Annotated in this window: 23 protein-coding genes, 1 tRNA gene and 1 riboswitch; of the genes, 12 read left to right on the top strand and 12 right to left on the bottom strand. The window is 40.2% G+C overall.

The genetic code is table 11. The annotated features are described in order from the left end of the window. Nucleotides 1-12: 12 nt before the first annotated feature. Nucleotides 13-693 carry a RadC family protein gene (radC, locus tag KV696_RS02010; RefSeq protein WP_219966712.1) on the top strand — a complete coding sequence of 227 codons (681 nt, stop codon included), beginning with the start codon at nucleotides 13-15 and terminating at the stop codon, nucleotides 691-693. Here the strand turns inward: radC and KV696_RS02005 are convergent. From KV696_RS02005 to KV696_RS01975, 7 genes are all read right to left on the bottom strand, one after another. Further along, nucleotides 690-1,379 carry a gamma-glutamyl-gamma-aminobutyrate hydrolase family protein gene (locus KV696_RS02005; RefSeq protein WP_023944221.1) on the bottom strand — a complete coding sequence of 230 codons (690 nt, stop codon included), beginning with the start codon at nucleotides 1,377-1,379 and terminating at the stop codon, nucleotides 690-692. The two genes, radC and KV696_RS02005, sit on opposite strands and share 4 nt — an antisense overlap. Nucleotides 1,380-1,396: 17 nt before the next feature. Next, nucleotides 1,397-2,038: a redox-sensing transcriptional repressor Rex gene (locus tag KV696_RS02000; RefSeq protein ID WP_000653414.1), complete on the bottom strand. Its 642-nt coding sequence runs from the start codon at nucleotides 2,036-2,038 to the stop codon at nucleotides 1,397-1,399. A gap of 82 nt (nucleotides 2,039-2,120) precedes the next feature. Continuing rightward, a complete protein-coding gene (locus tag KV696_RS01995; RefSeq protein WP_000462492.1) occupies nucleotides 2,121-2,336 on the bottom strand; it encodes a DUF4649 family protein in 216 nt (71 codons plus the stop codon). A 7-nt stretch (nucleotides 2,337-2,343) separates the two neighbouring features. Next, nucleotides 2,344-2,691, bottom strand: coding sequence for a DUF1831 domain-containing protein (locus KV696_RS01990; RefSeq protein WP_000863540.1), 348 nt, complete (start codon nucleotides 2,689-2,691; stop codon nucleotides 2,344-2,346). A gap of 4 nt (nucleotides 2,692-2,695) precedes the next feature. Continuing rightward, entirely contained in the window at nucleotides 2,696-3,811 is a 1,116-nt protein-coding gene (locus KV696_RS01985; RefSeq protein WP_219966711.1) for a cysteine desulfurase family protein, read from the bottom strand. Nucleotides 3,812-3,820: 9 nt separating this feature from the next. After that, the gene (locus KV696_RS01980; protein WP_001283823.1) at nucleotides 3,821-4,780 is read right to left on the bottom strand and encodes a ribose-phosphate diphosphokinase; all 960 of its coding nucleotides are present in this window, start codon (nucleotides 4,778-4,780) and stop codon (nucleotides 3,821-3,823) included. A 112-nt stretch (nucleotides 4,781-4,892) separates the two neighbouring features. Then, the gene (locus tag KV696_RS01975) at nucleotides 4,893-5,462 is read right to left on the bottom strand and encodes a CYTH domain-containing protein (RefSeq protein WP_023944230.1); all 570 of its coding nucleotides are present in this window, start codon (nucleotides 5,460-5,462) and stop codon (nucleotides 4,893-4,895) included. Between the two features lie 127 nt (nucleotides 5,463-5,589). Here KV696_RS01975 and yjbM point away from each other — a divergent pair, with 127 nt between their 5' ends. The 4 genes from yjbM to pta are packed head-to-tail and all read left to right on the top strand — an operon-like array spanning nucleotide 5,590 to nucleotide 8,974. Continuing rightward, complete coding sequence (gene yjbM, locus KV696_RS01970) at nucleotides 5,590-6,261, top strand: GTP diphosphokinase (protein WP_023944232.1); 672 nt, start codon at nucleotides 5,590-5,592, stop codon at nucleotides 6,259-6,261. Beyond that, the gene (locus KV696_RS01965) at nucleotides 6,245-7,063 is read left to right on the top strand and encodes an NAD kinase (protein WP_000799054.1); all 819 of its coding nucleotides are present in this window, start codon (nucleotides 6,245-6,247) and stop codon (nucleotides 7,061-7,063) included. The genes yjbM and KV696_RS01965 overlap by 17 nt, the downstream gene beginning before the upstream one ends. Continuing rightward, nucleotides 7,060-7,956, top strand: coding sequence for an RluA family pseudouridine synthase (locus KV696_RS01960; protein ID WP_219966710.1), 897 nt, complete (start codon nucleotides 7,060-7,062; stop codon nucleotides 7,954-7,956). Before KV696_RS01965 ends, KV696_RS01960 begins: the two co-directional genes overlap by 4 nt. Before the next feature lie 43 nt (nucleotides 7,957-7,999). After that, nucleotides 8,000-8,974 carry a phosphate acetyltransferase gene (gene pta, locus KV696_RS01955; RefSeq protein ID WP_000451580.1) on the top strand — a complete coding sequence of 325 codons (975 nt, stop codon included), beginning with the start codon at nucleotides 8,000-8,002 and terminating at the stop codon, nucleotides 8,972-8,974. Nucleotides 8,975-9,113: 139 nt separating this feature from the next. Here the strand turns inward: pta and pepT are convergent, their stop codons facing one another. Next, nucleotides 9,114-10,337, bottom strand: a complete 1,224-nt coding sequence (pepT, locus tag KV696_RS01950; protein WP_219966709.1) for a peptidase T — start codon at nucleotides 10,335-10,337, stop codon at nucleotides 9,114-9,116. 153 nt (nucleotides 10,338-10,490) lie between these two features. On the opposite strand from pepT, the gene hemH reads away from it, so the two are divergent. Continuing rightward, nucleotides 10,491-11,585: a ferrochelatase gene (gene hemH, locus KV696_RS01945; protein WP_219966708.1), complete on the top strand. Its 1,095-nt coding sequence runs from the start codon at nucleotides 10,491-10,493 to the stop codon at nucleotides 11,583-11,585. Between the two features lie 41 nt (nucleotides 11,586-11,626). On the opposite strand, the gene mscL is transcribed toward hemH, so the two are convergent. After that, nucleotides 11,627-12,004, bottom strand: a complete 378-nt coding sequence (mscL, locus tag KV696_RS01940; RefSeq protein WP_000916792.1) for a large conductance mechanosensitive channel protein MscL — start codon at nucleotides 12,002-12,004, stop codon at nucleotides 11,627-11,629. Between the two features lie 81 nt (nucleotides 12,005-12,085). Continuing rightward, nucleotides 12,086-12,517, bottom strand: coding sequence for a GtrA family protein (locus KV696_RS01935; RefSeq protein ID WP_219966707.1), 432 nt, complete (start codon nucleotides 12,515-12,517; stop codon nucleotides 12,086-12,088). 28 nt (nucleotides 12,518-12,545) lie between these two features. After that, a riboswitch (PreQ1 riboswitch) is annotated at nucleotides 12,546-12,642 on the top strand. Between KV696_RS01935 and KV696_RS01930 the strand changes: the two genes are divergently transcribed. The 4 genes from KV696_RS01930 to dapA all read left to right on the top strand — a co-directional run bounded on the left by KV696_RS01930 (nucleotide 12,640) and on the right by dapA (nucleotide 15,753). Beyond that, complete coding sequence (locus tag KV696_RS01930; protein ID WP_000737071.1) at nucleotides 12,640-13,149, top strand: QueT transporter family protein; 510 nt, start codon at nucleotides 12,640-12,642, stop codon at nucleotides 13,147-13,149. It overlaps the preceding riboswitch by 3 nt. Before the next feature lie 109 nt (nucleotides 13,150-13,258). Then, nucleotides 13,259-13,331 (top strand) — tRNA-Thr (locus KV696_RS01925). Between the two features lie 354 nt (nucleotides 13,332-13,685). After that, the gene (locus KV696_RS01920) at nucleotides 13,686-14,762 is read left to right on the top strand and encodes an aspartate-semialdehyde dehydrogenase (protein ID WP_219966706.1); all 1,077 of its coding nucleotides are present in this window, start codon (nucleotides 13,686-13,688) and stop codon (nucleotides 14,760-14,762) included. 55 nt (nucleotides 14,763-14,817) lie between these two features. Next, nucleotides 14,818-15,753, top strand: coding sequence for a 4-hydroxy-tetrahydrodipicolinate synthase (gene dapA, locus KV696_RS01915; RefSeq protein WP_000121606.1), 936 nt, complete (start codon nucleotides 14,818-14,820; stop codon nucleotides 15,751-15,753). Between the two features lie 45 nt (nucleotides 15,754-15,798). On the opposite strand, the gene mnmE is transcribed toward dapA, so the two are convergent. Beyond that, complete coding sequence (gene mnmE, locus KV696_RS01910) at nucleotides 15,799-17,172, bottom strand: tRNA uridine-5-carboxymethylaminomethyl(34) synthesis GTPase MnmE (protein ID WP_219966705.1); 1,374 nt, start codon at nucleotides 17,170-17,172, stop codon at nucleotides 15,799-15,801. Between the two features lie 137 nt (nucleotides 17,173-17,309). Next, nucleotides 17,310-17,492 carry a 4-oxalocrotonate tautomerase gene (locus KV696_RS01905; protein WP_001117401.1) on the bottom strand — a complete coding sequence of 61 codons (183 nt, stop codon included), beginning with the start codon at nucleotides 17,490-17,492 and terminating at the stop codon, nucleotides 17,310-17,312. 123 nt (nucleotides 17,493-17,615) lie between these two features. On the opposite strand from KV696_RS01905, the gene KV696_RS01900 reads away from it, so the two are divergent. Both KV696_RS01900 and KV696_RS01895 read left to right on the top strand, forming a co-directional pair. Next, nucleotides 17,616-18,215 (top strand): thymidine kinase, encoded by a 600-nt coding sequence (locus tag KV696_RS01900; protein ID WP_000068144.1) that lies wholly within the window; start codon nucleotides 17,616-17,618, stop codon nucleotides 18,213-18,215. Next, the gene (locus tag KV696_RS01895) at nucleotides 18,205-18,684 is read left to right on the top strand and encodes a GNAT family N-acetyltransferase (RefSeq protein WP_033688835.1); all 480 of its coding nucleotides are present in this window, start codon (nucleotides 18,205-18,207) and stop codon (nucleotides 18,682-18,684) included. The genes KV696_RS01900 and KV696_RS01895 overlap by 11 nt, the downstream gene beginning before the upstream one ends.

Here is an 18,684-nt window from a genome sequence, read left to right as displayed (position 1 = left end):
AGGAGGATTTTTATGTACAGTATTTCATTCCAAGAAGATTCACTGCTGCCAAGAGAAAGACTGGCCAAAGAAGGAGTTGAAGCACTCAGTAACCAAGAGTTGCTAGCTATTTTACTCAGGACAGGAACACGTCAAGCTAGCGTTTTTGAAATTGCCCAGAAAGTCTTGAACAATCTTTCAAACCTAACGGATTTGAAAAAAATGACCCTGCAGGAATTGCAGAGCCTATCTGGTATCGGGCGCGTTAAGGCCATAGAATTACAAGCAATGATTGAACTGGGGCATCGTATTCACAAGCATGAGACCTTTGAGATGGAAAGTATTCTCAGTAGCCAAAAGTTGGCCAAGAAGATGCAGCAGGAATTGGGGGACAAAAAACAAGAGCACCTGGTGGCGCTCTATCTCAATACTCAAAATCAAATCATCCATCAACAGACCATTTTTATCGGTTCTGCAACTCGTAGTATTGCTGAACCACGTGAGATTCTTCACTATGCTATCAAGCATATGGCGACTTCACTCATATTGGTTCATAATCATCCTTCGGGAGCGGTAGCCCCTAGCCGAAATGATGATCATGTCACTAAACTTGTTAAAGAAGCCTGTGACCTGATGGGAATTGTCCTCTTGGACCATTTGATTGTCTCTCACTCCAGTTATTTTAGCTATCGTGAAAAGACAGATTTAATCTAAAGTTCATTAACGACATAGTCAAAGAGGTTTTTATCTTTGGGACGATTTTCAAAAAGAAACTCTGGATGCCATTGGACACCGAGAAAGGCGACATCATCCGTACTCATGACAGCCTCAATGATACCATCTTTAGGATCATGAGCTGCAATCTTTAAGTTAGGTGCTAAATCCTTAATACTCTGATGGTGGAAGGAGTTGATATGGGAGATTTCTCCATAGATTTCTCGGAGAACGGTATTTGGTTCTGTCACTAAGCGTTGGGTTGTGTACTCGGCGGAACAATCCTGCCAGTGATCTTCGATATCTTGATACAAAGTTCCACCCATGGCAACGTTAAAGAGTTGTGTTCCACGGCAGACAGAAAAAATTGGCTTTTTCTGTTTAATAGCTTCCTTGATGAGGGCCAGTTCGAAGATATCTCTTTGAAGGTGGTAGTCATCGCTATCAATGGTTTTTGGTTCACCATAGAATTTTGGATCAACATTTTGCCCACCTGTCAAGATGAGCTTGTCAATCATACTGATATAGTGGCAGGCCATTTCTTGATTACCAATCGGTAGGATGATGGGAATCCCTCCAGCGTCTTTAACGCCTTCAACAAAGCCTTTTGCTGCGTAGCTCATCATGATGTCATCATCTGGATGAGTTTTTTCGTTTCCTGTAATCCCTATAACTGGTTTTTTCATAAAATGATTTTCGCTTTCTAATCCTCTTTTCGCATGAAATAGAGGAGGGTTTGGAGTTCACTTGTCAAATCGACATACTGAACGACCACATCTTTTGGTAAATGCAGATGGACTGGTGAAAAACTAAGAATTCCTTTCACGCCAGCATCAACCAAGAGATTGGCAACTTCTTGTGACTTAACGCTGGGAACGGTCAGGATAGCAGTCTTCACATCAGCATCCTTGATTTTATCCTTGATTTGAGAAATTCCGTAAATTGGAATCCCATCAGGAGTTTGGCTACCGACTTCAGGATGGTCATCAAGGTCAAAGGCCATGATAATCTTCATCTTGTTACGCTCATGGAAACGGTAGTGGAGAAGGGCATGCCCCATATTTCCAATACCAACCAGCATGACATTGGTAATAGAGTTATCATTGAGCAAATCGGCAAAAAACGTCATGAGTTTTTTGACATCATAGCCAAAGCCACGACGACCAAGTTCACCAAAATAGGAAAAATCACGACGTACGGTTGCTGAATCAATACCGATAGCCTCTGCAATTTGCTTAGAGTTGGCACGTTCAATCTTTTCTGCATGAAATCTCTTAAAAATTCGATAGTAGAGAGAGAGTCTTTTCGCTGTAGCTTTTGGAATAGCAGACTGTTTATCTTTCACAAAATCACAACCTTTCTATTCTTCTATTTTATAGAAACATTGTGAAAAAATCAACAAAAATAAGAAAAAACTAAGAAAAATCTTAGTTTTGATGTAAAAAATCTGCATGTGATAGAAAACGGTAGAGGTCTCCGACCAGCCCCTGATAAACTTTCTGGCCATTAAAAGTCAGAGAAGTTACATAAAGTGTATCTGGTAGAGTCACACATCCTGATAGAGCCAGCATGAGAGCCTCATAATCCTCGTACTTGAGAGTCCGCTCTACATGATAGCTATCTTTATAGGTTAGTTCAAACATCTTGGCTCTATCTTTCTGATTTTGTAAAGACACCACGTTCTACTAAGCTATCCATGAGGAAGTAGAATTTTTCCTGATGAATGTGGTGGTCTTCTGATTTGAAAATATCAACAAGACGAAGGCCAAACTTGTCAGTGATATTGATTTTAGCCCCTGTGAGTTCCTTGTTAATGATGATTTTGAGTTGGAAGCCTTCACCACTGTTCGGAACTTTTTCCAAAAGGCGAGTCAATTCATAGTTACCAACCTTAGTCTCAAAAAAGGTGTTGTCCTTAAGGGTGAATTTTTTAACAGAAGGGCTAAGAGTGTAGTCGTAACGACAATTTTTTAACTGAATGGTTTTTTCAAATGCCATATGGCTAACCTCCGATAATTTCTTTTAAGGTTTTTGCGAGGGTTTGTAGGTCTTCGACAGTATTTTGTGGCGACAAACTGATACGAACGGATTCCTTCAAGCGTTCTGAATTTGCTCCGTACATAGCTTCAAGAACATGGCTGGATTGGACAATGCCTGCCGTACAGGCTGAGCCAGTAGAGATTGAAATTCCAGCTAAATCTAGACGAAGGAGTAAGAGATCATTTTTCTGGCCAGGAAATCCAATATTGAGAACATAAGGGAGATGGTGTTCTCCTCTATTCAGGTAACACTGAACTCCCTCCAGCTCCGCCAGAAAGGCAGTTTCTAGATTTTGTACATGTTGAAAATGTTCTTCTTGTTTTTCTAGGTCTTCTTTTAGGGCTGCAACCATGCCTACGATGGCAGCTAGATTTTCAGTACCTGCACGTTTTTTCTGTTCTTGGTCTCCGCCATGGAGATAGGAATCAAAGTCCATGCTAGAAGCGTAGAGAAAACCGATTCCCTTAGGACCATGGAACTTGTGGGCCGAAGCAGTGAGAAAATCAATGCCCAATTCTTCTGGGTGTATAGGGATTTTACCAATAGCCTGAACTGCATCGACATGATAGGCGGCTGGGTGTTGCTTGAGTATTTGGCCAATTTCAGCAATGGGAAGTAGGTTTCCTGTCTCATTATTAGCAAACATGGTAGAAACCAAAATCGTATCGTCACGTAAGGCCTCTTGAATTTGCTGGGCGGTGATTTCTTGATTTTCTGGCTGGATAATGGTTACTTCAAAACCGAAGTGTTGAACCAAGTAATCAATCGTTTCAAGGACAGCATGATGCTCAATGGCAGTTGTGATGATGTGTTTTCCTTGTTCTTGATGACGAAGACAGTAGCCAATGATGGCAGTATTATTGCCTTCAGTCCCACCAGAAGTGAAAAAGATATGTTGAGGTTTTGTCCCCAGTAACTGGGCTAGTTCCTGACGGGCTTCTCTCAAGAGTTTGCCAGCTTGACGACCATGACCATGAATACTAGATGGATTGCCATGGGTTTCTTGCATAACCTTGGTCATAGCTGAAATAGCAACTGCTGACATAGGAGTCGTTGCAGCATTGTCCAAATAAATCAAAGGATCACCTTATTTCTTTTTGTTGTAGGCAAAGAGTGGGCTGACTGGTTTTCTTTCGTGGATACGGACGATGGCATCACCAATTAACTCACTAGCAGTGATGTAGCATACGTTTTTAGGAGTTTTTTCTTTTGTTGCTACTGAATCAGTCACAAGAATTTCTTTAATATTAGTATTGTCAAGAAGTTCAGCAGCTCCTTCGACGAAGAGACCGTGGCTAGAAACAGCATAAATTTCTGTAGCCCCTTCACGTTCAACGATTTTAGCAGCTTCAGAGAAGGTACGTCCTGTATTTAAAATATCGTCAATCAAGATGGCTTTCTTACCTTCAACATCACCAATAATATAACCTTCGTTACGAGTTGCATCGTCTTGAGGGTAATCGATAATGGCGATAGGAGCATCAAGATATTCAGCCAAGCTACGAGCACGTTTCACACCTGAATTTTTAGGGCTAACGACAACAACATCTGAACCAAGTAGGCCCTTATCGCAATAATGTTTTGCAAATAGAGGAACTGTATAGAGGTTGTCAACAGGAATATCAAAGAAGCCTTGCACCTGAACAGCATGCAAATCAAGGGTAAGGACACGGTCAACACCAGCCTTAACTAGCATATTAGCAACTAGTTTTGCTGTAAGTGGCTCACGTGGTGAAGCAATGCGGTCTTGACGTGCATAGCCAAAATATGGAAGGACAACATTGATACTGTGGGCACTTGCGCGCACACAAGCGTCAACCATGATCAACAATTCCATTAGGTGGTTGTTAACAGGGAAACTTGTAGACTGGATGATGTAAACATCATAACCACGGACACTTTCTTCGATATTTACTTGGATTTCTCCGTCTGAAAATTGACGTGATGATAGTTTTCCAAGCGGTACACCAACAGCTTGTGCAATTTTCTGTGCAATCTCTTGGTTAGAGTTGAGTGCGAAAAGTTTCATGTTTTTTCTATCTGACATTATAGACCGTCCTCTGTAAACTTTATAAATCCTAGTTATATATGTCTTGCCTATATGAACTGGGATTTGTGTATTTTTATCTTTTCTATTTTACCAAAAAATGAAGATTATTTCAGCTATTTTTCATGCTTTTGACAAATCGAACCAATTTTGAAGGGGCTTTTTGGTAGGAAATCTGATTTTCCTCTAAAAATTGCTGGAAATCTTGTTTCCCTTGCTCGTGATTCTCAACTTCAAGCTCTAATTCGTAATCTGTAATATCAAAGTACTGACTTTCATCCAGCGCCATGAGACCAATAGCTGTTTGCATTTCATAGCGAAGTGTTGTTAGACAACCAAGAATCTGCCATTCACTTGTTTTAATACCATGTTTCGCCAATTCATCCAGTACTAGCCCTTGAGGAAGTTCTTTCTTGCTCAGATAGTTTTCAGCATCTTTTAGTTGCAATTTTTGGTTGTATTCCATGTTTCCAACACTTTGCGGGACTTTGAGTGTCAATTCTGCCCAGTCTTCAAAGGTTCGAATGCGCATAGCAACTTTCTCTTCTCGCAGTTCAAAATCAAGCGTGTCCATGTAGTAATTTTTTTGAAGAACAGGAGTGACACCTGTGAACTGTTCTTTTAGATGATTATATTCATCTTTTTTCAAGAGTGTTTTCAATTCAATTTCTAAATGTTTCATTTTTCTTACCTTTTCTTTATCGTTGAAAGCGGATTTATGATATAATAGCATTGTATTTATTGTATATGAATCTGGAGAAAAAATCAAAGATATTTTTGAAGGATAGTATGAGAACAAGGGAGAATATATGACCTTAGAATGGGAAGAATTTTTAGATCCTTACATTCAAGCTGTTGGTGAGTTAAAGATTAAACTTCGTGGTATTCGTAAGCAATATCGTAAGCAAAATAAGCATTCTCCGATTGAGTTTGTGACTGGTCGAGTCAAGCCAATTGAGAGTATCAAGGAGAAAATGGCTCGTCGTGGCATTACTTATGCGACCTTAGAGCACGATTTGCAAGATATTGCTGGTTTGCGTGTGATGGTTCAGTTTGTAGATGACGTCAAGGAAGTAGTGGAAATTTTGCGCAAACGTCAGGACATGCGAATCATACAGGAACGAGATTACATTACTCATCGAAAGGCTTCAGGCTACCGTTCCTATCATGTGGTAGTAGAATATATGGTTGACACCATCAATGGAGCCAAGACTATTTTGGCAGAAATTCAGATTCGTACCTTGGCCATGAATTTCTGGGCAACAATAGAACATTCTCTCAACTACAAGTACCAAGGGGATTTCCCAGAGGAGATAAAGAAGCGACTGGAAATTACAGCCAAGATTGCTCATCAGTTGGATGAAGAAATGGGTAAAATTCGAGATGATATCCAGGAAGCTCAGGCACTTTTTGATCCTTTGAGTAGAAAATTAAATGACGGTGTAGGAAACAGTGACGATACAGATGAAGAATACAGGTAAACGAATTGATCTGATAGCTAATAGAAAACCGCAGAGTCAAAGGGTTTTGTATGAATTGCGAGATCGTTTGAAGAGAAATCAGTTTATACTCAATGATACCAATCCGGATATTGTCATCTCCATAGGTGGGGATGGCATGCTCTTGTCGGCTTTTCATAAGTACGAAAACCAGCTTGACAAGGTCCGCTTCATTGGTGTTCACACTGGACATTTGGGCTTCTATACGGACTACCGTGATTTTGAGTTGGACAAGCTAGTGACTAATTTGCAACTAGATACTGGGGCAAAGGTATCATACCCTGTTCTGAATGTGAAGGTCTTTCTTGGAAATGGTGAAGTTAAGATTTTCAGAGCACTAAATGAAGCTAGTATCCGCAGGTCTGATCGAACCATGGTAGCAGATATTGTAATCAATGGTGTTCCCTTTGAGCGTTTTCGTGGAGACGGGCTAACAGTTTCGACTCCGACTGGTAGTACAGCCTATAACAAGTCGCTTGGCGGGGCTGTTTTACACCCTACCATTGAAGCTCTTCAGTTGACGGAAATTGCCAGCCTTAATAATCGTGTTTATCGTACGTTGGGCTCTTCCATTATTGTTCCTAAGAAGGATAAGATTGAACTCATTCCAACGAGAAACGATTATCATACTATTTCGGTTGACAATAGCGTTTATTCCTTCCGCAATATTGAGCGAATTGAGTATCAAATCGACCATCATAAGATTCACTTTGTCGCCTCACCGAGCCATACCAGTTTTTGGAACCGCGTTAAGGATGCTTTTATTGGCGAGGTGGACGAATGAGGTTTGAATTTATCGCAGATGAACATGTCAAGGTTAAGACCTTCTTAAAAAAGCACGAGGTTTCTAAGGGACTTCTGGCCAAGATTAAGTTTCGAGGCGGAGCTATTCTGGTCAATGACCAACCTCAAAATGCAACTTATCTATTGGATATTGGAGACCGAGTTATCATCGATATTCCCACCGAGGAAGGCTTTGAAACTCTGGAAGCAATCGAGCGCCCACTGGATATTCTCTATGAGGATGACCATTTTCTAGTCTTAAATAAACCCTATGGAGTGGCTTCTATTCCTAGTGTCAATCACTCCAATACAATCGCTAATTTTATCAAGGGTTACTACGTCAAGCAAGACTATGAAAATCAGCAGGTTCACATTGTAACCAGACTAGATAGGGACACTTCTGGCTTGATGCTCTTTGCCAAGCACGGCTATGCCCATGCACGATTAGACAAGCAGTTGCAGAAAAAATCCATTGAAAAACGCTACTTTGCCCTCGTTAAAGGAGATGGATATTTGGAGTCAGAGGGGGAAATTATTGCTCCGATTGCGCGTGATGAAAACTCTATTATCACTAGACGGGTGGCTAAAGGTGGAAAGTATGCCCATACATCATATAAGATTGTAGCATCTTATGGGAATATTCATTTGGTAGACATTCGCCTGCATACTGGTCGAACCCACCAAATCCGAGTCCATTTTTCTCATATTGGTTTTCCTTTGTTGGGAGATGATTTGTATGGTGGTAGCTTGGATGACGGCATTCAACGTCAGGCTCTGCATTGCCATTACCTATCCTTCTATCATCCATTTTTAGAGCAAGACTTGCAGTTAGAAAGTTCCTTGCCGGATGATTTCAGTAACCTTATTACTCAGTTATCAACTAATACTCTATAAAAACCGATTCAGAGTATAATTATTATCTAAAAGGAGAAAACTCATGGAAGTTTTTGAAAGTCTCAAAGCCAACTTGGTTGGTAAAAATGCTCGTATCGTTCTCCCTGAAGGGGAAGAGCCACGTATTCTTCAAGCGACTAAACGCTTGGTAAAAGAAACAGAAGTGATTCCTGTTTTGCTTGGAAATCCTGAAAAAATTAAAATTTATCTTGAAATTGAAGGGATCATGGATGGTTATGAAGTCATTGACCCTCAACATTATCCTCAATTTGAAGAAATGGTTGCTGCCTTGGTAGAGCGTCGCAAGGGCAAAATGTCTGAAGAAGATGCACGCAAGGTTTTGGTTGAAGATGTCAACTATTTTGGTGTTATGTTGGTTTACTTGGGCTTGGTTGATGGAATGGTGTCAGGTGCGATTCACTCAACTGCTTCAACAGTTCGCCCAGCCCTACAAATCATCAAAACTCGTCCAAATGTGACTCGTACTTCAGGTGCCTTCCTCATGGTTCGTGGTACGGAACGTTACCTATTTGGAGACTGTGCTATCAATATCAATCCAGATGCAGAAGCCCTGGCTGAAATTGCTATCAACTCAGCAATCACAGCTAAAATGTTTGGCATCGAGCCTAAAATTGCTATGCTAAGCTATTCTACTAAAGGTTCAGGGTTTGGTGAGAGCGTCGATAAGGTTGTAGAAGCAACTAAAATTGCTCACGACTTGCGTCCTGACCTTGAAATCGATGGTGAGTTGCAATTTGATGCAGCCTTTGTTCCTGAAACTGCAGCTCTGAAAGCTCCTGGAAGTACAGTAGCTGGTCAAGCAAATGTCTTTATCTTCCCAGGTATCGAGGCAGGAAATATCGGATACAAGATGGCTGAACGTCTTGGTGGTTTTGCAGCTGTAGGACCTGTTTTGCAAGGTTTGAACAAACCAGTTAACGACCTTTCTCGTGGATGTAATGCAGATGATGTTTACAAGTTAACCCTTATCACAGCAGCTCAAGCAGTTCATCAATAGAGAGAAGTGCTACTAAATAATTCGCATTTATAATCAAAAAACGCACAGTATCAGGAGCTGAAAACCTTGATACTATGCGTTTTATTGTGTGAAGATTTACTTCATTTTCTCTTAAAATTGAGTTTTTGCCCAGCCTATTTTAGTCTTTATAAGCTACGATACCAATGATGGTATCAACTGCACGTTCCATAGTCTGAAGGCTAACGTATTCAAAACGTCCGTGCATATTTTCTCCTCCCGCAAAGATATTAGGAGTTGGGATTCCCATAAAGGAAATCTTAGAGCCGTCTGTCCCTCCACGGATTGGTTCGATTATAGGAGTGATACCCAGATCTTCCATAACGGCTTTGGCAATGGTAATTGGAGTCATATCTTTTTCAATGACTTCTTTCATATTGTAGTACTGGTCTGTCAAGTTTAGGGTGACACGGTCGCTACCAAGTTCTTGATTCATCTTATCAGCGATAGACTGCATAGCTGCTTTACGCGCTTCAAAGGCATTTTTTTCAAAATCACGAATGATGTAGCTTGCATGCGCCTCCTCGACACTACCTGTCACATCCATTAGATGGTAAAAACCTTGGTAACCTTCAGTTAACTCTGGTCTGTCATTCTCTGGAAGTTGATTGTGAAAATCAATTGCTAGCTGAAGGGCGTTGACCATCTGACCTTTGGCAGTACCAGGGTGGACATTACGTCCTTGGAAATGCACTTCAGCCCCAGCTGCTGAAAAGGTTTCGTACTGAAGCTCACCTAATGGCCCACCATCAACTGTGTAGGCAAAGTCCACATCAAAATCATCTGCATCAAATTGATTAGCACCAACACCAATTTCCTCATCTGGACCAAAACCAACACGAATCTCACAGTGTTTTATTTCAGGGTGGGCAGTCAGATATTCAATAGCAGTCATAATTTCAGCAATACCAGACTTATCATCAGCACCTAGCAAGGTTGTTCCATCTGTTGTGATGAGCGTTTGTCCTGGATATTTCTCAAGACTCTTAAAGTCAGCTGGATCGAGTTTGAAACCAGAATTTCCTAGTTTAATCACACCACCATCGTAGTTTTCAATTACCTGTGGATTGACTCCTTCGGCATTAAAGTCAGCAGTATCCATGTGGGAGATGAAGCCAATTTTTCGTGTTAAAGATGGATCATTGGCTGGCAAGGTCCCAATTGCAAAACCATTTGGAAGGTAGTAGACGTTTTGCAGTCCAACACGTTTCATTTCAGGAATAAGAACATCGGTTGCGAAGTCAACCTGACTCTGCGTACTTGGAGTAGTAGTAGAGTGTTCATCAGAGCGCGTGTTGACCTTAACGTAGGTTAAGAAGCGGTCCAAGAGATTTGGATAAGTCATAAAAAACTCCTTTTGAATTCATTTTTTCCATTGTATCATAGAAAGAAGAGAAAAACAAAAGACAGAAGTTAGGGAAATTCGCTATGTTGGCGTTTACTTATTAATGGATAAATGATAAAATAAACTTGATAAAAATATCACAAGGAAGCAGTTATGAAAAAAGCAATTTTAATGATGACTTTCGGTTCGCCAGAAGAGATTACCTTTGAAGGTGTGGCTGATTTTTTCACAAATATTCGTCGTGGAGTGAGACCTCAAGACCATGAGATTCAAACTCTCTATGATAATTATGTGCGAATTGGAGGTACTCCTCTGCAAAAAATTACCCGTGAAGAGGTTGCCTTGGTAGAAGCTAGGCTGGGGAATGAGTATAGTGTTTATTTTGCTAATAAATTTTCCAGTCCCTTTATTCCAGATGTGATCGGTCAGATGGAAGCAGACGGCATTGAACAGTGTATTTGCTTGATTTTGGAGCCTCATTATTCTTTTTACTCTGTCATGGGTTATGAGAAATTTTTAGAAAGCAAGCAAATTCAATTTTTAGTTATTAAGGATTGGTATCAGGAAGAAGCGCTCTTAAATTATTGGGCAGATGAAATTGCTAAGATTTTAAAAGAAGAAGTAAAGCAGGATAGCTTTAAAGTCATCTTTTCAGCCCACAGTGTGCCCATTTTTGCCTTGGATTTTGGGGACCCATATATTGACCAAATTTTCGAAAATAGCAAGCTAGTCGCTGAAAAACTAGGCTTGAATTCAGAACAATATACCAATACTTGGCAAAGTGAGAGTGATATCGGGATTCCATGGATTAAACCAGATGTTTTGGAGTATCTCAGAGAACAGACAGAACATCCAGACCATTATATTTTTGTTCCTATCAGCTTCATTAGTGAGCATATTGAAGTCTTGTTTGACAACGATGTGGAATGTTATGACTTGTGTCAAGAATTGGGTGTGAACTACCATCGACCACCAATGCCCAATACGGATTCTCGTTTGATTGATGCCTTGGTTAATACAGTCAGAGCTAATGAACATCAAGAATTTAAGGAATTTCTCCCAGAAGAAGAAACCTTTGATGAGTTAGTTCCTTCAGATGAGACGAAAAACATTTTGGCTGAATCTCAAGATTTACAAATGCCAGAATTTGTGAAAAAATTGATTGAGAAAAAAGGTCGGGAGAATGTCAAGATGCCTTATCTTATCAAGAAAATGCTTGAGAAAGCAGGCAAGTTACCCAAAGAGTAAAGAAAAAAGGATTTAGCTTTGCGCTAGATCCTTTTAATAGCTTATTTTTTCTCAAGAAGAGCTTTGATTTCTTGAAGGACTTCCAATTCGGTTGGTTTTTTTTCGTCAGTTTTTTCTTCCTTTATGCCAGTGAGTTTCTGTGCTTTTTCAATACCCTTGATAATAAAGAAGAGGGCGGTACCCACAAAGATAAAATTGATAATAGCACTTAAAAAGTTACCATAGCCGACTCCATGCCAAGAAAGTTGAGCAATACGTTCGACTTTAGCAGCTTTCAAAGCGGGATTTAAAATAAGAGGAGTGATAATGTCGTTTACAAGTGAAGTAACGATAGCACCAAAAGCAGAGGCAATGACAACACCGACAGCAAGGTCAATAACATTTCCTCGAAGCAAGAATGATTTTAGATTTTTTAACATACTGTTTTCCTTTCAACGTTTCGTGTTTCATTGTATCCTAAATCATTATAGAAGGCAATTAAAAGGCTCATAAATGGAGCATTATTTTCTAAAAATATAGACCTTGCTCAAGATATAATTGATGATAATAATGAGTATTTGTGCAATTATTGTTTCAATAGTATTTATCTTATCAATGTCTTCATTTACAAATCGCCCTATGATATGAGGGAATTGAGTCACAAACAGAAAAGTAAATAGTAAATCTAACAGAAAAGTAGAAAGGCGAGCAAGAGAAAATTTCACTAAACGAATAAGCCGATTCTTCCTTGCTTGCTTAAATACAATCGTATCATTTGTGATAAAGGCAAATAGGATACCAATACTATTTGCTAGGGCAGTAGCAAGGAGTTCCTGATGACTTAGTTGATAAATGACTAGTCGTGAGAGAATCGAAACTAGAGTTGTTGCAAGGCCAAAAAAGAGATAGGCTAAGATTTCATTGTTAAAAAATTTTTGAATAGGTTTTTTCATGCTTTAAGTATAGCATAAAGCAGGCTATTGTGCTATACTAGTAAGGTTGAATAAAGCAACCCTTGGTGCTTAGCTTCTTTCACCAAGCATATTACACGCGGATAACCGCCAAAGGAGAAAAGATGAAAAAATTAACTATTCGTGATGTTGCAGATATTGCAATTGTTGCTGCTATCTATGTCGTTTTGACTGTCACACCGCCTCTAAATGCCATTAGCTATGGTGCTTATCAGTTTCGTATTTCAGAAATGATGAACTTTATGGCTTTTTACAATCCCAAGTACATCATCGGAGTTACCATCGGTTGTATGATTGCTAATTTCTTTAGCTTCGGACTCCTAGATGTCTTTGTTGGTGGTGGATCAACCTTGGTATTCCTCAGTTTAGGTGTTTGGCTTTTTGCAAAATACAGCAAAGATTACCTCTTTAACGGATTGATTCGAAAAGATCATTTCTTCTTTTCAATCCTCTTTTCAATTTCCATGTTTACTATCGCTGCAGAGTTAAATATTGTAGCAGAATTACCATTCTTCCTTACTTGGTTCACAACAGGAATCGGTGAATTTGCCTCATTGATTATTGGAGCGATTATTATCGGTAAAATTGGTCGTCGAATCGATTTAAGCAAATAGAACAGGACAAGCTAGGTAGCCTTTACCTGGCTTTTTCTGGCTTTTTCTTATAGAAAATTTCTAAGGAAACTTGACAAGATTTTCTGATTATAGTATACTTTTCAAGTAAGCTGATTTAGCTCAGTTGGCAGAGCGCATCCATGGTAAGGATGAGGTCGCCGGTTCAATCCCGGCAATTAGCATGATAGAAACAAAATGACCTTGGGAGACCAAGGTTTTTCTTATTGACCTGTATAAATGAAGTTAAAGCGTTTTGGCTGTTGACAAAAGTCATTCTCTTTAGTAGAATAGAAGATGCGATGAGTCGATAGGTAGTCTTCGGACTACTATTGAGCATAAGGAGGTCATAACGCAGGAGCGGACCTTGATGAGTTGTGTGAACCTGCTCATCACATGAAGATGCCTCTTAGTCCCTAGTCTAGCGACTGGGGATTTTTATTTTTCAAAAAATGATGAAAAAGCTTTGCAATTCATGGAAAAAGTAGTATAATACTTCTATTATAGAAATTTTTAGAAAATTCCGAAAGAGGTTATTTATGGGATATACAGTTGCTGTAGTCGGCGCGACAGGTGCTGTCGGTGCTCAGATGATAAAAATGTTGGAAGAATCAACACTTCCAATCGATAAAATTCGTTTACTTGCTTCTGCACGTTCAGCAGGCAAGACTTTGAAATTTAAAGACCAAGATATTACGATTGAAGAAACGACTGAAACTGCTTTTGAAGGAGTTGATATTGCTCTCTTTTCAGCAGGTGGTTCTACATCAGCTAAGTATGCACCATACGCAGTGAAAGCTGGCGCAGTAGTAGTAGATAATACATCTTACTTCCGTCAAAATCCAGATGTTCCTTTGGTTGTTCCAGAGGTCAATGCTCACGCACTTGATGCCCACAACGGGATTATTGCTTGCCCTAACTGTTCAACAATCCAAATGATGGTGGCTCTTGAGCCAGTTCGCCAAAAATGGGGCTTGGACCGTATCATTGTTTCAACTTATCAAGCCGTTTCAGGTGCTGGTATGGGAGCAATTCTTGAGACACAACGTGAACTTAGTGAAGTGTTGAATGATGGTGTGAAACCACGTGATTTGCATGCGGAAATCTTGCCTTCAGGTGGTGACAAGAAACACTATCCTATCGCCTTTAACGCTCTTCCACAAATCGATGTCTTCACTGACAATGATTACACTTACGAAGAGATGAAGATGACTAAGGAAACTAAGAAAATCATGGAAGATGATAGCATTGCAGTATCTGCAACATGTGTGCGCATTCCAGTCTTGTCAGCTCACTCTGAGTCTGTTTACATCGAAACAAAAGAAGTGGCTCCAATTGAAGAAGTGAAAGCAGCTATCGCAGCCTTCCCAGGCGCTGTCCTTGAAGATGATGTAACTCATCAAATCTATCCTCAAGCCATCAATGCAGTTGGTTCACGTGATACCTTTGTTGGTCGTATCCGTAAAGACTTGGATGCAGAAAAAGGAATTCACATGTGGGTTGTTTCAGATAACCTTCTCAAAGGTGCTGCTTGGAACTCAGTTCAGATTGCTGAAACTCTTCATGAACGTGGATTGGTTCGTCCAACTGCCGAATTGAAATTTGAATTAAAATAGTCATATCGTTTAGGAGTTCAGATGAACTCCTTCTTTGAAATAGAGAGGTGTTTTCATGTCTTATCAAGATTTAAAAGAGTGTAAAATCATCACAGCCTTTATTACCCCCTTTCACGAGGATGGTTCCATTAACTTTGATGCCATTCCAGCCCTGATTGAGCATTTATTGGCCCATCATACAGACGGCATTCTTCTAGCTGGAACGACTGCTGAGAGTCCAACTTTAACCCACGATGAGGAGTTGGAACTCTTTGCGGCTGTACAAAAGATTGTCAATGGACGAGTTCCTTTGATTGCGGGTGTAGGTACCAATGATACGCGTGACTCGATCGAGTTTGTCAAAGAAGTAGCGGAATTTGGTGGTTTCGCAGCTGGGCTTGCTATTGTTCCTTACTACAACAAACCTTCTCAAGAAGGAATGTATCAGCATTTTAAAGCCATTGCAGATGCTTCTGACCTACCAATTATTATCTATAACATTCCAGGGCGTGTAGTTGTCGAATTGACTCCAGAAACCATGCTTCGTTTGGCTGACCATCCAAATATTATCGGTGTCAAAGAATGTACTAGCTTGGCTAATATGGCTTACTTGATTGAGCACAAGCCAGAAGAGTTCTTGATTTATACAGGTGAGGATGGAGATGCTTTCCATGCCATGAACCTTGGTGCGGATGGGGTTATTTCTGTTGCATCACATACAAATGGGGATGAAATGCACGAGATGTTTACTGCCATTGCAGAAAGCGATATGAAGAAAGCCGCAGCTATTCAACGTAAATTCATTCCTAAGGTTAATGCCCTCTTCTCATATCCAAGTCCTGCTCCTGTCAAGGCCGTTCTCAACTATATGGGATTTGAAGCTGGTCCAACTCGATTACCTCTAGTTCCAGCACCAGAAGAAGATGCAAAACGCATTATCAAGGTTGTTGTAGATGGCGACTACGAAGCAACTAAAGCAACCGTAACAGGTGTCTTAAGACCAGATTACTAATAAGACAATAAAATCCATGACCGCAAGAACGATCATGGATTTTTCTTATTTTCCTAAGCAGAATTGGCTAAAGAGTTGGGTGATGAGTTCATCAGGAGCAGCATCCCCAGTGATTTCTCCGAGGATTTCCCAAGTACGAGTCAAATCAACTTGAAGCAAGTCAACTGGCATACCTAGTTCAAGACCTTCGTTAACAGCTTGTAGGCTTTCAACTGCTTTTTCAATCAGGGAAATGTGACGGGCATTTGACAAGTAGGTAGCATCTTGCTCAACAAAACCGGCATTCTCAAAGAAGAGGTTGTTGATTTTCTCTTCAATCTTATCGATGTTTTGGTTTTTAAGGACTGAAATACGAATAACGTCTTCAGGTAGTTCCGAAATTTCAATCGCTTCAGGCAGGTCTGTTTTATTAAGTAGAATAATACGGTTAGTATCCTGACTAATTTCAAGAAGTTGTCTGTCTTGAGCAGTCAGTGGTTCACTGGCATTTAGCACCAGTAGAACCAAGTCGGCTTCCTTGAGGGCTTTTTTCGAACGCTCAACACCTATTTGTTCCACGATGTCATCCGTTTCACGGATACCAGCTGTATCAATCAATTTGAGAGGAACACCATTGATGTTGACGTATTCTTCGATGACATCTCGAGTAGTACCAGCAATATCTGTAACGATAGCCTTATCCTCACGCAAGAGGTTGTTGAGGAGGCTGGATTTCCCAACGTTTGGACGTCCGATGATGGCTGTTGAAATTCCCTCACGGAGGATTTTACCGCGGCGGGCTGTCCTAAGGAGATTGGTTAGCAATTGCTCAAACTCCATAGTCTTCTCTCGGACAACAGCAGTAGTGGCTTCCTCAACATCGTCATACTCAGGATAATCAATATTGACCTCGACCTGGGCAAGTGTATTGAGGATTTCTTGACGAGTATTATTGATAAGATCAGAAAGGGAACCATCAAGTTGTTTGACCGCAATGTTCATGGCCTTGTCTGTCTTGGCGCGGATGATATCCATGACCGCCTCAGCCTGTGTCAAATCCACACGACCGTTTAGAAAGGCACGTTTGGTAAATTCACCAGGTTCTGCCAAGCGAGCTCCTTCACGGATCGCTAGTTGGAGAATTTCATTGGTCACCGCAATCCCACCGTGGGTGTTAATCTCGATAATATCTTCACGAGTGAAGGTCTTTGGAGACTTCATAGCTCCAACCATAACCTCGTCCATGACCTTCCCTGTCTGAGGGTCAACAATGTGACCGTAGTTAAGAGTATGGCTAGCAACCTTACTCAAGTCTTTTCCTTTAAAAATCTTTTGCGCAATAGCAAAACTTTCTGTTCCGCTCAGGCGGACAATACCAATAGCCCCTTCACCTAGTGGAGTAGAGATAGCAACGATGGTATCAAATTCACGTGTAATCATAATGTTTCCTTTAATAAATAGCTCTTTTATTGGAAATTTTTCCAAGTCTCTTTTCAAATTGTAACAAATTTGGACTATTTCTTCAATGGATGCTACTTGGAGATTGAAAAAGCCTAAGCAATTCTGCTTAAGCTAGATTATTTGGTGCGCATTTCCCCTTGTGGGAAGTAAGTTCCTTCTGGCATGTCGTTGATGATGACATGGACAGCAGATTGAGGGGCTCCAGTGTTGCGAACAACAGCTTCTGTTACTTCCTTAGCTAGAGCTTTCTTTTGTTCGAGCGTGCGTCCTTCAAATAAATCGATGCGTACAAATGGCATAATAGCTTCCTCCACCAGTTTTTGATTTCTTCTATTTTACCACATTTTGCCGTTTAAAGCTTAAGAAAATTATGATATACTAGAATGTAGCAAAAATTTAGAAATGGACGTGAAGCAAGAAACATGGCACAGTTGTATTATCGTTATGGGACCATGAACTCTGGTAAGACGATTGAGATTCTCAAGGTGGCCTATAACTATGAGGAGCAAGGAAAAGGTGTTGTGATTATGACCTCGGCTCTGGATACGCGTGACGGTGTTGGCTATGTGTCGAGTCGAATTGGCATGAAACGCCCTGCTCTTGCGATTGAGGAGACGACAGATATCTTTGGCTATATCCGAGACCTACCAGAAAAGCCTTACTGTGTGTTGGTCGATGAAGCCCAGTTTCTCAAACGTCATCATGTTTATGACCTAGCTCGTGTTGTTGATGAGTTAGATATACCCGTCATGGCATTTGGTTTGAAAAATGACTTTCGCAATGAACTGTTCGAAGGTTCCAAATATCTATTGCTCTTAGCAGACAAGATTGACGAAATCAAGACCATTTGCCAGTATTGTAAGAAAAAGGCGACCATGGTATTGCGTACTCAGGATGGATTGCCCGTTTACGATGGAGAACAGATCCAGATTGGTGGCAATGAAACCTATATCTCGGTTTGCCGTAAACATTATTTTGCGCCAATGATAACCTCTAACAAGGAGCAAAACTATGACAATTGAACTAAGAGATGTTACAATGGAAAATTATTTTGATGTTTTGAATTTGGATGTCAAGGAATATCAAAAACAATTCATTGCAACCAACGCAATTAGTTTAGCTGAAGCATACGTCTACACTAAAAATGGAGATTTTGTAGCTCCATTGGCAGTTTATGATAATGATGCAATTATAGGTTTTGTGATGATAGCTTATGATAAAAAGATCGGAATTAGTAGTGGAAATTATTTACTATTTCGTTTTATGATTGATAAGAATTTTCAAAATCAAGGATATTTTAAACCAATTATGGATAAAGTACTAGACTATGTTCGAACAGCGCCAGCAGGTTTAAGCAATAAACTTTGGTTGTCTTATGAACCAGAAAACGAACATGCAAGATCTTGTTACCTCAGTTATGGATTTAAAGAAACTGGGGAAATATCCGAGAACGAAGTAGTAGCAATCTATGATTTAACAATTGAGAAATAA

Source organism: Streptococcus humanilactis (assembly GCF_019448275.1).
Taxonomy (GTDB): domain Bacteria; phylum Bacillota; class Bacilli; order Lactobacillales; family Streptococcaceae; genus Streptococcus; species Streptococcus humanilactis.
This window is presented reverse-complemented; position numbering and strand designations above follow the sequence as displayed.

What these genes read in the sequence shown, in the direction of transcription:
- radC (WP_219966712.1), top strand. Translation starts at nt 13, where the DNA reads ATGTACAGTATTTCATTCCAAGAAGATTCACTGCTGCCAAGAGAAAGA.
- KV696_RS02005 (WP_023944221.1), bottom strand. Translation starts at nt 1,379, where the DNA reads ATGAAAAAACCAGTTATAGGGATTACAGGAAACGAAAAAACTCATCCA.
- KV696_RS01995 (WP_000462492.1), bottom strand. Translation starts at nt 2,336, where the DNA reads ATGTTTGAACTAACCTATAAAGATAGCTATCATGTAGAGCGGACTCTC.
- KV696_RS01990 (WP_000863540.1), bottom strand. Translation starts at nt 2,691, where the DNA reads ATGGCATTTGAAAAAACCATTCAGTTAAAAAATTGTCGTTACGACTAC.
- KV696_RS01980 (WP_001283823.1), bottom strand. Translation starts at nt 4,780, where the DNA reads ATGTCAGATAGAAAAAACATGAAACTTTTCGCACTCAACTCTAACCAA.
- KV696_RS01975 (WP_023944230.1), bottom strand. Translation starts at nt 5,462, where the DNA reads ATGAAACATTTAGAAATTGAATTGAAAACACTCTTGAAAAAAGATGAA.
- yjbM (WP_023944232.1), top strand. Translation starts at nt 5,590, where the DNA reads ATGACCTTAGAATGGGAAGAATTTTTAGATCCTTACATTCAAGCTGTT.
- KV696_RS01965 (WP_000799054.1), top strand. Translation starts at nt 6,245, where the DNA reads ATGAAGAATACAGGTAAACGAATTGATCTGATAGCTAATAGAAAACCG.
- KV696_RS01960 (WP_219966710.1), top strand. Translation starts at nt 7,060, where the DNA reads ATGAGGTTTGAATTTATCGCAGATGAACATGTCAAGGTTAAGACCTTC.
- pta (WP_000451580.1), top strand. Translation starts at nt 8,000, where the DNA reads ATGGAAGTTTTTGAAAGTCTCAAAGCCAACTTGGTTGGTAAAAATGCT.
- pepT (WP_219966709.1), bottom strand. Translation starts at nt 10,337, where the DNA reads ATGACTTATCCAAATCTCTTGGACCGCTTCTTAACCTACGTTAAGGTC.
- hemH (WP_219966708.1), top strand. Translation starts at nt 10,491, where the DNA reads ATGAAAAAAGCAATTTTAATGATGACTTTCGGTTCGCCAGAAGAGATT.
- mscL (WP_000916792.1), bottom strand. Translation starts at nt 12,004, where the DNA reads ATGTTAAAAAATCTAAAATCATTCTTGCTTCGAGGAAATGTTATTGAC.
- KV696_RS01935 (WP_219966707.1), bottom strand. Translation starts at nt 12,517, where the DNA reads ATGAAAAAACCTATTCAAAAATTTTTTAACAATGAAATCTTAGCCTAT.
- KV696_RS01930 (WP_000737071.1), top strand. Translation starts at nt 12,640, where the DNA reads ATGAAAAAATTAACTATTCGTGATGTTGCAGATATTGCAATTGTTGCT.
- KV696_RS01920 (WP_219966706.1), top strand. Translation starts at nt 13,686, where the DNA reads ATGGGATATACAGTTGCTGTAGTCGGCGCGACAGGTGCTGTCGGTGCT.
- dapA (WP_000121606.1), top strand. Translation starts at nt 14,818, where the DNA reads ATGTCTTATCAAGATTTAAAAGAGTGTAAAATCATCACAGCCTTTATT.
- mnmE (WP_219966705.1), bottom strand. Translation starts at nt 17,172, where the DNA reads ATGATTACACGTGAATTTGATACCATCGTTGCTATCTCTACTCCACTA.
- KV696_RS01905 (WP_001117401.1), bottom strand. Translation starts at nt 17,492, where the DNA reads ATGCCATTTGTACGCATCGATTTATTTGAAGGACGCACGCTCGAACAA.
- KV696_RS01900 (WP_000068144.1), top strand. Translation starts at nt 17,616, where the DNA reads ATGGCACAGTTGTATTATCGTTATGGGACCATGAACTCTGGTAAGACG.
- KV696_RS01895 (WP_033688835.1), top strand. Translation starts at nt 18,205, where the DNA reads ATGACAATTGAACTAAGAGATGTTACAATGGAAAATTATTTTGATGTT.